The following is a 14,124-nucleotide window of genomic DNA, read 5'->3' as shown; positions in this document are numbered from 1 at the left end:
CATTAACCATATCTGCCCCATACATCGTTCGAGGATCGCCCCCCTTGATTCGGAGCCGACGATGTTGCGCTGGACGCTGCCTGCCCTCGCGGCGATGCTGACGGTTTCAGCCGCTGTCGCCGCCGATTTGCCGGCCACGCCGAAGCGGCGCGCCGTCGCTCCGCCGCCGGAACCGCCGACGGTCTATGTCGAGACCGATCCGGATGCGCTGATCTCGCCGGCGTACGGCATCGGCAGCTATATCCGCAACCTGCCGGGCACGCCGCTCCTGCCCGGCTCCAACACGTTGCCGGGCTATTACGGCCGCCCCTGGAGCTACGATTATCAGGGCCCATACTACGGCGGACCGCAGGTCGGCTATTTCTGGCGGCTGCCCTATGCGTGCGGCATCTACGGCTATTGCTGATCAACCTGCCTGGCTAACCGGAACCGCACTCGGCTGCGTCGCAGTCGACTGCCGCGAAGCGAGCCGCTCCACCTGTATCACCGCGAGTGTGAGCACCACGATCGCAACAGCCTGATGCGAAAGCGCGAGATCAATCGGCACCTGATTAAGCAGCGTGAGAATGCCGAGCACCGCCTGCAGGCCCACCGCCGCGAGAAGCAACAGCGCGCCACTCGCCGCTGCACCTGCGCGCGAGCGCGCCGCGTCGATCGCATGCAGCGCCGCCAGCACGAACAGCGCGTAAGCCGTCATGCGGTGCTCGAACTGCACGGTGAGCACGTTGTCGAACATGTTGCGCCACCACGGCGTCTCGAACCACAGCCGGTCTGCAGACGGGATGAAAGCACCGTCAATCTGCGGCCAAGTGTTGTAGGCACGGCCCGCGCGCAGGCCCGCAACCAGCGCGCCGAAATAGATCTGCACAAAAGTCACGACGAGGAGCAGCGCGCTCGTGAAACGCAGCCGCGTGGGCGCTGCGATCTGCGGGCGCTCTTTGAGCCGGCGCACCGTCCAGACGATGCCGGCGAAGATCAAGAGCGCCAGCATCAGATGCGTCGCCAGCCGATATTGCGAAACCTCGACGCGTTCGGTGAGGCCCGAGGCCACCATCCACCAGCCGACCGCGCCCTGCAGTCCGCCGAGCGCGAACAGCAGCCACAGCCTCCGCTTCAGCTCACCGGAGAGGCCCCCCCGCCACAGGAAGAACAGGAACGGCAGGAGATAGGCGATGCCGATGAAGCGACCGAGCAACCGGTGGCTCCATTCCCACCAGAAAATCTCCTTGAACTCAGACAGGCTCATGCCCGCGTTGAGCTCGCGATATTGCGGGATCTTCTTGTAGGCCTCGAAGGCCTCGGTCCACTGCGCTTCCGAGAGCGGCGGGACGCTGCCCGTGACCGGTTTCCATTCGACGATCGAGAGCCCGGATTCCGTCAGCCGCGTCGCGCCGCCGACCAGCACCATCAGCGCGATCAGCGCGGCCACGGAAATCAGCCACCAGCGCACGGCGCGATGCGGCTCGGACGGGGCGGAAATCGGCGTCATTTCAAGGGCTAAACCAGGTCTATAGCTAAGAGACTTGAACCGGACTGCGTGCCCCTTATAGTCCCCCGCTTCCGCAGTGCAAGTTACGCGAAAGCCGCAGTCATCCGCCATGACGATCCGCACCCGCAAGTTCCTCGGCGCCATCCTGCTCCTGGTGCTAGCCACCGTCTGGGCCCTGCTCGGCATGGCGGCCGCGCAGATGCCATGGATCGCCGAATCCGGCTGGCGGCAGGCGATCTATTACGTGGTGGTCGGCATGGGCTGGGTGCTGCCGGCGATGCCGATCGTGAGCTGGATGCAGCGGCCCGACCGCGTCAAGTCGAGCTCGTGACGCTGCCCGTCGGCTTCACCGGCGCAAAGGCGACACCCGACATCAGCACGCGCAACATGCGCAACGAGCGCACGCGCCCGTCCCAGGAAATCCGCGGCAGTGCGCGCAGATTGGTGCGGCCCTCCGCATCGACGATGCCTGGGATCGTCGACACAGCGCTGGCAAAACCCGCCTCCTCCGCCATCACGACATGGCTGCGCCGGAACGACGAGCGGTCGCCGAACGGAAAGGCGAGATGCCTGACGTCGCTGCGAAAGGCAGCTTCCGCGACGGCCTTGCCCATCGTCATCTCGCGCAGCGCGGCTGCATCCTTCATGTTGGCAAGAACGGGATAGTTCACGGTCGCGCTGCCGATCGTCACCAGCGGGTCGGCAGCCAGCTTCGCCAGATCCTCCCAGTCCATCGACGCTTCGCGCGAGAGCGCGGCAAGATCGATCCGGTAGCGCGTGCAGAGATCGGCCATCGCCGCCGACAGCTCCGCCGGCGGCAGCGAGCGCAGCCAGCCTTCAAGATACGAAAACAGTGCCCGCTTCTCGGCATTGCCCGTGACGGTGAAACGCTGCTCCTTCTCGCCCATCATGAGGCTGATGCGGCTCTCGCGCGCGATCACCTGCTCGAGGCCGAGCCACCAGGCTTCTCCGACACCGTCGGGAAAGGCGGTGGGAACGTAGATGGTGAACGGGACCGCGTGGCGCGCCAGCACCGGATAGGCGAAGCTGATGAGGTCCTTGTGCGCGCCGTCGAAGGTGAGCGCCACGAAGCGGCGCTTCTCCCGCAGCGTCACCGCACGGCGGCAAACCTCGTCCATGCCGAGAAAGTCATAGCGCCACCGCTTCAGCGCGCGAATGGCGCGGTCGAGGAATTGCGGCGTGATCTCGTCCTCTCGCAGCGGCTGGAACCCGCCGCGCCGCCGCGGCCGCACGCGCGAAAACCGCAGGATGGCCCCGGCGCCGCGGCTGCTCAGCGCAGCCTTGCCGGTGAACCAGGCCAGCTCGAGGCGCAGCCGCTCCAGCCATCTGTCGTCCGATGCCAATATCCCACCTTCGCGTTCGCTGGCGGCCCGTTCCCGCAGCTATTGTCATTACCCTTTGTTGACATTTCTTTGCAAAGGTCGGCCACAGGCCGAATTGCGCATTTTTCGTTTCTCGACAGGTTTCGCGAATGACCATGGCTGCGGCGATGCAAAGCCGGACGGCAGAAGCGCCAGCGCGGTCGAAAGCGAGCCGTATCGCGCATGTCGAAATCGTCACCGATCTCGCCGAGGCCGAGATAGCCTGGCGCGCGTTCGAGGAGAGCGGCCACCTCTTCACGCCCTATCAGCGCTTCGACCTGCTGGGCCCGTGGCAGCGCCTGGCCGGCTGCGAGGACTCGCGCCCCTTCATCGTCATTGCCCGCGACGCCGATCGCCAGCCGCTGCTGCTGCTGCCGCTCTCGCTGCGTCAGGGGCACGGCTTGCGCACGGCCTGCTTCATGGGCGGCAAGCATACGACGTTCAACATGGGCCTGTGGAACGCCGAATTTGCCGTGCAGGCCACCGTCGCCGACCTCGACGCGCTGCTTGCGCCGCTGCGCGAGCATGTCGATGTGCTCTCGCTGACGCAGCAGCCGCTGCGCTGGAACGACCAGCAGAACCCGTTTGCGGCTCTGCCGCGGCAGAGCGCAATCAACGGCTGCCCGCTGCTGGTGATGGAGCCCGGCGGTCCGCCCACCTCGCGGATCAGCAACTCCTTCCGCCGCCGTCTCAAGAGCAAGGAGAAGAAGCTCCAGGCGCTCGCGGGCTATCGCTATCACCTTGCCACCACGGACGCGGACGTCACCCGCCTGCTCGACTGGTTCTTCCGCGTCAAGCCGGCGCGGATGGCCGAGCAGAAGCTGCCCAATGTCTTCGCCGAGCCCGGCGTCGAAGCGTTCATCCGCAGCGCGTGCCTCGCCCCGCGCGGCGACGGCCGCGTCATCGACATCCACGCGCTCGAATGCGACGACGAGGTGATCGCGATCTTCGCCGGCGTCGCCGACGGCCAGCGCTTCTCGATGATGTTCAACACCTACACGATGTCCGAGCACGCCCGCTACAGCCCCGGGCTGATCCTGATGCGCTACATCATCGACCGCTACGGCGAGCGCGGCTACCGTTCGCTCGATCTCGGCATCGGCTCGGACGACTACAAGCGCATGTTCTGCAAGGACGATGAGGACATCTTCGACAGCTTCGTTCCCCTGACCTCGCGCGGAAAACTCGCGGCGATGGCGATGTCCTCGCTGAGCCGCGGCAAGCGGCTGGTGAAGCAGAACCAGATGCTGTTTGATTTGGCCCGGCGGCTGCGGCAGGCGTTCGGGTAGTTCTCTTCCCTTCTCCCCTTGGGGGAGAAGGTGGCGCGAAGCGCCGGATGAGGGGTATCTCTCCGCCCGCTAGACTGTTCGTGAGGAGAGAAACCCCTCACCCGGCTTCGCTTTCGCGAAGCCACCCTCTCCCACAAGGGGAGAGGATAAGAACGTCACGCCGCCACGACGCGCGGGGCTTCCGGTGCGTTTGACGGCTGCACCGGCCTAGTCAGCATCGTCACCTCGCTGAAGCCGACGCCCCTCAGTTGCTCGCACATCAGCGTGCGCGCATCCTGCGCCATCGACGCATCGGGCACCACGACGGCGCGGGCATGCGCCGTCAGCAGCTCCGCAGGCAGGTCCGAAGCGCTACCGGCGTCGAGCAGCACGTGGTCATAGGCACGGAGTAGCGCGTCGACCGCGAGCGTCACCCGCGGCGATTGCAGCAGGCTGCGGTCGAAGCCGGGACGGCCGGCCATGACCAGGTGCAGCCGCGAGAGCTTGTCGCGGGTGATGACCTGCGCGAACGAGGCTTCACCCTGCATCAGCTCGGCAAGGCCAGGTGCCGTGGTATCGACGGACACGGCGGCGATGGTCAGCGACGCCCCGGCGAGATCGACCACGACGACCCGCGCGTCGCGCGCCAGATGCCGGGCGAGCGTCAACGTCGACAGCGTGATGGCTTCGCCCGAGGCGGTGCCGAGCACCGTGACTTTCTTGGCCGCAGCACCAGCCGCGCTCAGGCGCTCCGCCAGATGCTCGATCTCGGCGAACTCGCTGACATCGGCATCGGCCGTGATCTCCGGCTGGAGCGGCGCGGGCTCCGCCATGACCGGATCGACGAGCGGTTCGACGACCGGCTCGACCACCCGCTCCTGGCGCACCGGCGTCGGTGCCGGGACGACCGCCGCCACTGCGCGCGGCGCGGTCTGGCGCAGCAGCTCGCCGGTGACGACGACGCCGGACGACAGCAGCAAGGTCGCGATCGTCGCGATCAGCACGATCGGCAGCTTCTTCGGATAGGCCGGCGTGTTCGAGACGATGGCACGCGAGATGATGCGTCCGTCAGTCGGCGCGGTGTCGATGGTCTCGCGGGTGTTGGCCTCGCGGTATTTGGCGAGATAGGTCTCGAGCAGGTCGCGCTGCGCCTTGGCTTCGCGCTCGAGCGCACGCAGCTGTACGTCCTGACCGTTGGTCGAGGTCGCCTGCTTCTTGAGCTGCTCCAGGCTCGCCGACAATTCCTGCACCCGACCGCTGGCGAAGCGCGCGTCGTTTTCCAGCGAGCGGGCGATCTTGGCGGCCTCGTCGCGGATCTGGTTGTCGAGATCGGCAAGCTGCGCCTTCAGCTCCTTGATGCGCGGATGATTGCCGAGCAGCGTCGAGGATTGCTCCGCCAATTGCGCCCGCAGGGCTACGCGCTGCTGGGATGGCCCACGAATCGATTCCGAGTTCAGCACCTCGGAGGCCTCGATCGGCTTGCCGCTCTGGAGCATCTCGCGGATCAGCCGCGCCTTGGCCTCGGCATCGGCCTTCAATGCGCGCGCATTGTTGAGCTGGGTGTTGACCTCGCCCATCTGCTGGTTCGACAGCGTGGTGTTGTTGGTGCCGACGAACAGGCTCGACTTGGAGCGGAAATCCTCGGCCTTGGCTTCGGCCTCGGCGACGTTCCGCCGCAGCTCGTCGATCCTGCTGCCGTACCACTGGCTCGCGTTCTTGGCTTGATCCTGGCGCGCATCCTGCTGCAGCACCAGATAGCCGTCGGCGATCGAGTTGGCGACGCGCGCGGCAAGGTCGGGATCGGCGGACTGGAATTCGACCACGATGACGCGCGACTTGTCGACGGCATAGGCTTGCAGGCGCTCGTAATAGGCGTCGAGGACGCGCTCTTCCGGCGTCATCGAGAACGGATCGCGGCCGATGCCGACCAGCGCGGCCAGTGACTTCAGCGGCGAAATGCCTTGAAGCACCGGATCGAATTCGGGCCGCTCCGCAAGCTTGTTCTTCTTGATGATCTCGCGCGCGAGTTCGCGCGACAGCACGAGCTGCACCTGGCTGGTGACGGCTTCGGCGTCGAGCGCCTGCCGCTCCTCGGTGCGGTCGCTGTTCGGCCGCAGGAACACGTTCTCGCGGCCGTCGATCAGGATGCGCGCCTCGGATTTGTAGCGCGGCGTGACGAGATTGACGGCGGCAATGGAGGCGACGAGCGCGAGCACCGTCGGCACGATGATCCAGCCGCGCTTGCGCGCCAGCGCCGCGCCAAGCGCGTGCAGGTCGATGTCACCGGATTCCACGGGCGCCTGCTTAGGAGCAACAGGCGCAGGCTTTGCTTCGACCCTGGTGGCTTCAACCTCGGATGCGGCTTCGGCTTCCTTGGGTCCAGCCTTAGGTTCGGTCTTGGGCTTCGAAACAGCCCGCTCGATCACAGCCTTGTCCTTGCCGGCACGCCAGAACGCTAAACGCATCGAACACTCCCGCAGGGCAATGCTGCGACTCTACCTCAACCACGGCGATTACACTCCATTAAGGTTGCCGCTGGGTTAATCGCGCCGCACAGCGACCGGCGGACTTGCACCCGACACCGTTTGTTAACCACGAGGGCTCTTAATCCATCTCGATATTTCGAGAATTGTTCGAGCATCGCCTTCGAGCGCTGGTTCTGATCATGCCCCCCTCTTCCGACCGGCCGCTCCGCATCCTCCACGCCGTACGCGCGCCCGTCGGCGGCATCTTCCGCCACATCCTCGACCTCGCCAACGGGCAGGTTGACCGCGGCCATCATGTCGGCATTCTCGCCGACAGTCTCACCGGCGGCGAGCGCGCCGAGAAGGCACTTGTCGAGCTCGCGCCGCGGCTCAAGCTCGGCGTGCATCGGCTCGCAATCCGCCGCGAACCTTCTCCGGATGATTTCCTGGTGTGGCTGCGGATGCGCCGCCTGATCGCCGGCCTCAAGCCCGACGTCATGCACGGTCACGGCGCCAAGGCCGGCGCCTTCGTCCGGATGCGGCGGCGCTCCGACGACACCATTCGCATCTACACCCCGCATGGCGGCTCGCTGCATTACCCTCTCCACACGTTCAAGGGCGAATTCTACGCACGCCTGGAACGCACGCTGATGGATGCGACGGACCTGTTCCTGTTCGAGAGCGCCTTTGCCCGCAACACCTATCAGCGCATCGTCGGCACGCCCAAGGGCGTGGTGCACTGCGTCTTCAACGGCGTGACGTCGGAGGAGTTCGAGCCTGTTATCACCGCGGAGGATGCCACCGATCTCGCCTATGTCGGCGAGTTCAGGCACATCAAGGGCGCAGATCTGCTGGTCGATGCGGTGGCGCGCCTGCATGCAGGCGGCAGGAAGGTGACGCTGACGCTCGGTGGCGATGGCGAGGAAACGGCGACCTTGAAAGCGCAGGTCGAGAAGCTCGGCCTCGCCGGTGCCATTCGTTTCATCGGCCACGTCAAAGCGCGCTACGGCTTCTCCAAGGGCCGGCTGCTGGTGGTGCCTTCGCGCGGCGATTCCATGCCTTATGTCGTGATCGAAGCGGGAGCGGCCGGCATTCCCATGATCGCCGCCCGGGTCGGCGGCATCCCCGAGATCTTTGGTGCCGACAGTCCGGCGCTGTTCGCGCCGAGCAATGCCGAAGCGATGGCGGAAGCAATTGCAGCCGCGCTGGACGATCCACAAGGAACCGCACAGCGTGCATCCTCTCTGCGCGAGCGCATCTCCGCGCATTTCTCGCAGCAGGCGATGGTCGATGGCGTGCTCGCGGGCTATCGCGACGCATTTGCCAATCATTAACATTGTTCGGGTCGCTTTAGAAAATCTTCCGATTTGTTCGATAATCGACGTGCCAGGGGATGCTCACCCGGGGCGCAAAGTCGCTGCCCGCGGGTCTTTGGAATGGACGTGGACGCCCGTGGAACCGCTCAACGCACGCTCGATGCTCGATGCCGCGACCAGCGCCGCGGCCGTCCCGGTTGATAAACCCTTCGTCGAACGACGCCGCCGGCTTTCGCCGGCCGCGCTCGATGTCGTCAACCAGAAGGTCGCTCGCGCCTATTCGCCGATCGTGATCACAGGCTTCGTGCGCGCGGCCGACTTCACGCTGCTGAGCCTCGTCGGCGCCGCACTCTATGTCGGCTATGTCATGCCGCTGTCCGGCTTCAGCTGGGTCTATCCTGCGCAGATCGTTGCCGTCGCGGTGGCCGCCGTGGTCTGCTTCCAGGCTGCCGACATGTACCAGGTGCAGCTGTTCCGCGGCCATCTGCGGCAGATGACGCGGATGATCTCGTCCTGGTCGTTCGTCTTCCTGCTGTTCATCGGCGTCTCCTTCTTCGCCAAATTCGGCAGCGACACGTCGCGGCTCTGGCTCGCCGCCTTCTTCTTTCTCGGACTTGGCGTGCTGATCGGCGAACGCCTCGTGCTGCGCTCGCTGGTGCGCAACTGGGCCCGTCAGGGTCGCCTCGACCGCCGCACCATCATCGTCGGCTCCGACCGCAACGGCGAGGAGCTGGTCGAGGCGCTGAACGCGCAGGAAGACTCGGACATCCACGTGCTCGGCGTGTTCGACGACCGCAACGACAGCCGCGCGCTCGACACCTGCGCCGGCGCCCGCAAGCTCGGCAAGGTCGACGACATCGTCGAGTTCGCGCGTCGCACCCGCGTCGATCTCGTGCTGTTCGCGCTGCCGATCTCGGCCGAGACCCGCATCCTGGAGATGCTGAAGAAGCTCTGGGTTCTGCCGGTCGACATCCGCCTCTCCGCGCACACCAACAAGCTGCGTTTCCGGCCCCGCTCCTATTCCTATCTCGGCGAGGTGCCGACGCTGGACGTGTTCGAGGCGCCGATCACCGACTGGGATTTGGTGATGAAGTGGCTGTTCGACCGCGTTGTCGGCGGCCTTGCGCTGCTCGCGGCGCTGCCGGTGATGGGACTGGTGACGCTGGCGGTGAAGCTCGACAGCCCCGGCCCGGTGCTGTTCCGCCAGAAGCGCTTCGGCTTCAACAACGAACGCATCGACGTCTACAAGTTCCGCTCGATGTACCATCATCAGGCCGACCCAACCGCCTCGAAGGTCGTCACCAAGAACGACCCGCGCGTCACCCGCGTCGGCCGCTTCATCCGCAAGACCAGCCTCGACGAGCTGCCGCAGCTCTTCAACGTGGTGTTCTCCGGCAATCTCTCCCTGGTCGGCCCGCGCCCCCATGCGGTGCAGGGCAAGCTCCAGAGCCGCCTGTTCGACGAAGCCGTCGACGGCTATTTCGCCCGTCACCGCGTCAAGCCTGGCATCACCGGCTGGGCCCAGATCAACGGCTGGCGCGGCGAGATCGACAACGAAGAGAAGATCCAGAAGCGCGTCGAGTTCGACCTCTATTACATCGAGAACTGGTCGGTGCTGTTCGACCTCTACATTCTGCTGAAGACGCCGATCTCGCTGCTGACCAAGAACGAGAACGCGTATTGAGTTGAGTTGCTCTGTCATGCCCCGCGAAGGCGGGGCATCCAGTACGCCGAGACGCCGGGGCTGAACCTCGCTGCCGCGGAATACTGGATCGCCCGGTCGAGCCGGGCGATGACAGCGGTGTTTGTGGCGTACCAGTTGCGTAAGCGTATGAGCGTGTGATGGCGTATGCGGCGACAGCCGGTGGAGTGAACGTAGCCGGGCCGGCTGCGCCTGGCGTGCTGGCGCTCCAGCGTGCGCTGGTGTGGCTGGTCGGCGCCTCCGGCGCGATCGTCTTCATCGAACCGAGCCCCTACGAAATCGCGACGCTGCTTGCCACCGTCGCCTTCTTCGCCACCGGTTTGCGGCTGAAGCTCGTGCTGATACCGCTGGTGCTGATGCTGGTCCTGCTCAATGTCGGCTACACCATCAGCGCGATCCCGCTGTTCGAGCAGAGCGAGGTGGTGAGCTGGATCGCGACCTCCTGGTACATGGCAGTCACCGTGGTGTTCTTTGCGATGATCACCTCAGAGGACACCGCCGCCCGGCTCGACATGCTGCTGCGCGGCCTCGTGGTCGGCGCGATGGTTGCCTCGCTCGCGGCGATCGCCGGCTATTTCCACCTGGTTCCGGGCGGCGACGATCTCCTCACCCTCTACGGACGCGCGCGCGGCACGTTCAAGGACCCGAACGTGCTCGGCGCCTTCCTGATCCTGCCGGCGCTGTTCGCGCTCCAGAGCGTGGTCTCCGACAAGCTGGCCAAAGCGCTCCGGAACGTCATCGCCTTCGGCATCATGTCGCTGGCGATCCTGCTCGCCTTCTCCCGCGCCGCTTGGGGCGGGTTGGTGCTGACCTCCGCCTTCATGCTGGCGCTGATGGTCCTGACCAGCCGCACCAATGCGCAGCGCTCGCGCATCGTCGTCATGGCGATCGTCGCCGCCGTGCTGAGCCTCGCGCTGATCGCGGTCCTGCTGTCATTCGATTCCACCGCCGAGATGTTCAAGCAGCGCGCCAGCTTCGACCAGAGCTATGACGAAGGCCGCTTCGGCCGGTTCGGCAGGCACATCCTCGGCGCGGAGATGGCACTCGACCTGCCGCTCGGCATCGGCCCGCTGCAATTCCACCGCTTCTTTCCCGAGGACACCCACAACTCCTATCTCAACGCCTTCATGTCGGGCGGCTGGCTCTCCGGCGTGTGCTATCCCGCGCTGGTCTTCACCACCGTGATCATGGGCTTCCGAAACGTCTTCGTCCGCGTGCCCTGGCAGCGCGCTTATCTTGCGATCTTCTCTGCCTTCGTCGGCACCGTCGGCGAGAGCTTCGTGATCGACACCGACCACTGGCGGCACTTCTGGATGATGCTGGGCGCGATGTGGGGCATGATCGCCGCTGCGCAGGCCTACAAGATCAAGGTTTCGGACGAAGCTTCTTCAGCTTGAGATCAGGACGCTTCTCCGGCGGCGTGTCGAGCAGGCCCTTCAGCGCCTCGGTCGCCGCCAGCACGCCCTTGTAACCCTCGGTCGCGAAGCGCAGCAGCAGCCGCAGTTCCTCATCGGAATAGGCGCCAAATACCTTTTCCATCGCCTGCTGCATCGGCACGTAGAGCTGGCCGATTTTCATCGCCTTCTCCGGCACGACCGAAATGAAGACCTTGCGCCGATCTTTCTCGTCGCGCTCGCGGCGCACCAGGCCGGCCTTCTCGAGTCGGTCGACCACACCGGTGATCGCGCCCGTGGTCAGGCCGGTGACCTCGGCGAGCCGGCCTGCGGTGACGCGGCCCTCCAGATACAGGATGTCCATGCATTCGAGGTCGGAATTGGCAATTCCGGCAACGTTCGCAACGGTCTGGCCATAGAGCACGCCCTGCGCGGACGACCTGCGCATTGCCTCCTCGAGCTCCTGCAACAATGCCACGCGCGCTTTCGTCCTTGACAAGGCTGGCCTCGTATCTTAGTCGATATATATCTTAGTCACTAAGAGATTTAGCAACCTTAATTCCTCCTAGCACCACGGAAACGTCGGGAGCAAGCCATGTCCAGCCCTCCACGCAAGGCCCTGATCATCGGCGCCGGCATCGCCGGGCCAGTCGCGGCGATCCTGCTTCGCCGCGCCGGCATCGAATCCGCGATCTACGAGGCATGGCCCTATTCGAAAGGCATCGGCGGCGGGCTTCAGATCGCGCCGAACGGCATGCAAGTCATGGACGAGATCGGCCTTGCGGGCGAGCTGATCGGCCGCGGCTCGGTCGCGGAGTCCTTCGACTTCTACTCGCAAGGCGGCGAGCGGCTCGGCTCGATCAATCGCGACATGGAACGGCGCTTCGGCCAGCCGGCGGTCAATGTCTGCCGCGCTACGCTGAACGAGATATTGATCGACAAGGCCTGGTGCGCTTGCGTCTCGCTCTATTTCGAAAAGCGTCTGATCAAGATCGAGGATCGCGGCGACCAGCCGATCATTGCCTATTTCGCTGACGGCACCACAGCCGAAGGCGACTTCCTGATCGGCGCCGACGGCGTGCATTCCATCACCCGGCGCCAGGTGGTGCCGGACGGACCGCAGCCGTTCAACACCGGCCTGATCGGCTTTGGCGGCTTCGTGCCGCACGCCGTGCTCGACGGCCGGCCGATCGGCCGGCACGTCGAGACGACGTTCGGCCAGAGCGGGTTCTTCGGCTACGGCTATTGCAGCCCGGATCCGACCGACGGCGTGATGTGGTGGAGCACGCAGCCCGCCCACGGCATGGATGCCGCGATGTTCCGCGCGCTCGACCAGGCGACGCTGAAGCAGCATCTGCGCGGCTTCCACCGCGGCTGGCACAATCCGATCCCCGACATCATCGAAGCCGCCGAAAATATCGTGGTCACCGATACGCTCGACGTCGCGACCCTGCCGACCTGGTCGCGCAAGCGCTCGCTGCTGATCGGCGACGCCGCGCATGCGACCAGCCCCCATGCCGGCCAGGGCGCCTCGCTCGCGCTTGAGGATGCGATGAGGCTCGCACGCCTGATGCAGGACGGCCAGGAGCTCGGCACCACCTTCCAGGCCTTCGAGGCCGAGCGCCGCCCCCGCGCGGAGAAGATCGTTGCCATGGCCCGCCGCAACGGCAACAGCAAGCGCGAGTTCAGCGCCACCGGCGCGTGGATGCGCAATCAGATGATGAAGTGGCTGCTGCCGCTGGGCGCCAAGAGCATGGATTTCATGTACGCGTATGACGCGCGGGCGGCGTAGCGGGACACTGCCGTAGTAGCGACACACTGCCGTAGGGTGGGCAAAGCGCAGCGTGCCCACCATTTGCGAAGCGAAACCGCAGAGAGATGGTGGGCACGGCGCGTTGCGCCTTTGCCGACCCTACGAGAGCTGAATTAACTCTCCACCTCAAACCTCAGCCCAGCGTTCTCGACCAGCCGCCCGATCAGCTTGTGTTGCATCGCTGCGCCCGGCGTCCAGAGACCAGCCGGCACGTCAGGCGTGTCGCGCAACAGGCAGATCGCGCATTCGGAGACGATCTTCGCGGTCGACGCATAGCCGGGATCGAGATCGCCCTTCACCGCCGCGCGAACCTGACGGCCGTCGGGCGCAATCGCGACATAAAGCAGGTCGTAGTGACCGTTGTCGCGCTCTTCCTTCGTGGGGCCCTCGCCGGGCTTGAGCGCTTCAGGACCTGTCTTTTCGCTGTTGGCGGCCATGACGCGCTTGGCGTTGGCCTGCCCTTCTTCCCCCGCTCCCGTCAGCACCATCTCGTCGTAGACGAAATCCCTGCCATACGGGAATCCCATCAGCATGTTGGAGCGGTGGACGTTGCGCGTATTCAGCGTCGCCATCGCGAACGGGGCGGACCACGATTGCAGGTCCTCCTCGAAAACAGGCCTGTTGCCGCGCGGCTGTTTCGGCCCCTCGATGCCAGGCGTGAATGCGAAGGGGTCCTTGAGGATCGACACCAGGCTGAGATCCTGCGCGACTGCTTCGAAGGTCACCCTCGCGCTCGCCGAGGTGCCGCCTGAGAACTTCCAGCTGAGGTCGCGGACGCGCCCCTTGACGCGCGGCACTGGCGCTCCGAACACGCGCCTGGCTTCCTCCTGCACGAAGAACGCCCCGAGCTCGAACGGCACGGAATCGAAGCCGCAGGAGAAGATGATGCGCGCACCGCTCGCCTTGGCGGCCGCCTCATGCCTGTCGATCATCTGCTTCAGCCAGATCGGCTCGCCGCAGAGATCCATGTAGTCGGTGCCATCAGCGACACAGGCCGCAAGCAGATCGGATCCGTAAAGCTGGTACGGGCCGACCGTGGTGACGACCAGCCTCGCTTGATCGACCATCGCCCGCAGCGACGCGGGATCAGCGGCATCGGCAACGATGAGGGGCGTGTCCGCGGGGGCTCCGATCGCATCGAGAACGGAGGCGAGCTTGTCCCTGCTGCGCCCGGCGAGCGCCCAGCTCGGCGAGCCTTCACCGACATAGTGCGCGGCGAGATACTCGGCGACGAGCTGGCCGGTGTAACCGGTTGCACCGTAGACGACGATGTCGAACTTCGCTGACACAGATCA

General features: G+C 65.5%; 12 protein-coding genes. 7 read left to right on the top strand and 5 right to left on the bottom strand.

The window, feature by feature from the left end; all coding sequences use genetic code 11:
• Positions 1–61: 61 nt before the first annotated feature.
• Positions 62–406 carry a hypothetical protein gene (locus BRAGE_RS0113025; protein WP_027559535.1) on the top strand — a complete coding sequence of 115 codons (345 nt, stop codon included), beginning with the start codon at positions 62–64 and terminating at the stop codon, positions 404–406.
• On the opposite strand, the gene BRAGE_RS0113020 is transcribed toward BRAGE_RS0113025, so the two are convergent.
• Entirely contained in the window at positions 407–1,489 is a 1,083-nt protein-coding gene (locus BRAGE_RS0113020) for a COX15/CtaA family protein (protein ID WP_027559536.1), read from the bottom strand.
• A 109-nt stretch (positions 1,490–1,598) separates the two neighbouring features.
• Here BRAGE_RS0113020 and BRAGE_RS0113015 point away from each other — a divergent pair, with 109 nt between their 5' ends.
• Positions 1,599–1,820 carry a DUF2842 domain-containing protein gene (locus BRAGE_RS0113015; RefSeq protein ID WP_027559537.1) on the top strand — a complete coding sequence of 74 codons (222 nt, stop codon included), beginning with the start codon at positions 1,599–1,601 and terminating at the stop codon, positions 1,818–1,820.
• On the opposite strand, the gene BRAGE_RS0113010 is transcribed toward BRAGE_RS0113015, so the two are convergent.
• Positions 1,804–2,853, bottom strand: coding sequence for a polysaccharide deacetylase family protein (locus BRAGE_RS0113010; RefSeq protein WP_027559538.1), 1,050 nt, complete (start codon positions 2,851–2,853; stop codon positions 1,804–1,806). The two genes, BRAGE_RS0113015 and BRAGE_RS0113010, sit on opposite strands and share 17 nt — an antisense overlap.
• A gap of 128 nt (positions 2,854–2,981) precedes the next feature.
• On the opposite strand from BRAGE_RS0113010, the gene BRAGE_RS0113005 reads away from it, so the two are divergent.
• The gene (locus BRAGE_RS0113005) at positions 2,982–4,160 is read left to right on the top strand and encodes a GNAT family N-acetyltransferase (RefSeq protein ID WP_027559539.1); all 1,179 of its coding nucleotides are present in this window, start codon (positions 2,982–2,984) and stop codon (positions 4,158–4,160) included.
• A 155-nt stretch (positions 4,161–4,315) separates the two neighbouring features.
• Here the strand turns inward: BRAGE_RS0113005 and BRAGE_RS0113000 are convergent, their stop codons facing one another.
• On the bottom strand, positions 4,316–6,604 hold the full coding sequence (locus BRAGE_RS0113000) for a GumC family protein (protein ID WP_027559540.1): 2,289 nt from the start codon (positions 6,602–6,604) through the stop codon (positions 4,316–4,318).
• Positions 6,605–6,804: 200 nt separating this feature from the next.
• Between BRAGE_RS0113000 and BRAGE_RS0112995 the strand changes: the two genes are divergently transcribed.
• The 3 genes from BRAGE_RS0112995 (at position 6,805) to BRAGE_RS0112980 (ending at position 11,019) form a co-directional block, all read left to right on the top strand.
• On the top strand, positions 6,805–7,938 hold the full coding sequence (locus BRAGE_RS0112995) for a glycosyltransferase family 4 protein (RefSeq protein WP_027559541.1): 1,134 nt from the start codon (positions 6,805–6,807) through the stop codon (positions 7,936–7,938).
• Between the two features lie 118 nt (positions 7,939–8,056).
• Positions 8,057–9,604, top strand: coding sequence for an undecaprenyl-phosphate glucose phosphotransferase (locus BRAGE_RS0112990; RefSeq protein WP_027559542.1), 1,548 nt, complete (start codon positions 8,057–8,059; stop codon positions 9,602–9,604).
• 158 nt (positions 9,605–9,762) lie between these two features.
• The gene (locus BRAGE_RS0112980; RefSeq protein WP_027559543.1) at positions 9,763–11,019 is read left to right on the top strand and encodes an O-antigen ligase family protein; all 1,257 of its coding nucleotides are present in this window, start codon (positions 9,763–9,765) and stop codon (positions 11,017–11,019) included.
• On the opposite strand, the gene BRAGE_RS0112975 is transcribed toward BRAGE_RS0112980, so the two are convergent.
• A complete protein-coding gene (locus BRAGE_RS0112975) occupies positions 10,988–11,464 on the bottom strand; it encodes a MarR family transcriptional regulator (RefSeq protein WP_051378454.1) in 477 nt (158 codons plus the stop codon). The genes BRAGE_RS0112980 and BRAGE_RS0112975 overlap by 32 nt on opposite strands.
• Positions 11,465–11,611: 147 nt before the next feature.
• Between BRAGE_RS0112975 and BRAGE_RS0112970 the strand changes: the two genes are divergently transcribed.
• Positions 11,612–12,808: an FAD-dependent monooxygenase gene (locus BRAGE_RS0112970; protein WP_027559545.1), complete on the top strand. Its 1,197-nt coding sequence runs from the start codon at positions 11,612–11,614 to the stop codon at positions 12,806–12,808.
• Between the two features lie 134 nt (positions 12,809–12,942).
• On the opposite strand, the gene BRAGE_RS0112965 is transcribed toward BRAGE_RS0112970, so the two are convergent.
• Positions 12,943–14,118 (bottom strand): saccharopine dehydrogenase family protein, encoded by a 1,176-nt coding sequence (locus tag BRAGE_RS0112965; protein ID WP_027559546.1) that lies wholly within the window; start codon positions 14,116–14,118, stop codon positions 12,943–12,945.
• Positions 14,119–14,124 lie beyond the last annotated feature (6 nt).

It is taken from the genome of Bradyrhizobium genosp. SA-4 str. CB756 (assembly GCF_000473125.1).
Taxonomy (GTDB): domain Bacteria; phylum Pseudomonadota; class Alphaproteobacteria; order Rhizobiales; family Xanthobacteraceae; genus Bradyrhizobium; species Bradyrhizobium arachidis.
This window is presented reverse-complemented; position numbering and strand designations above follow the sequence as displayed.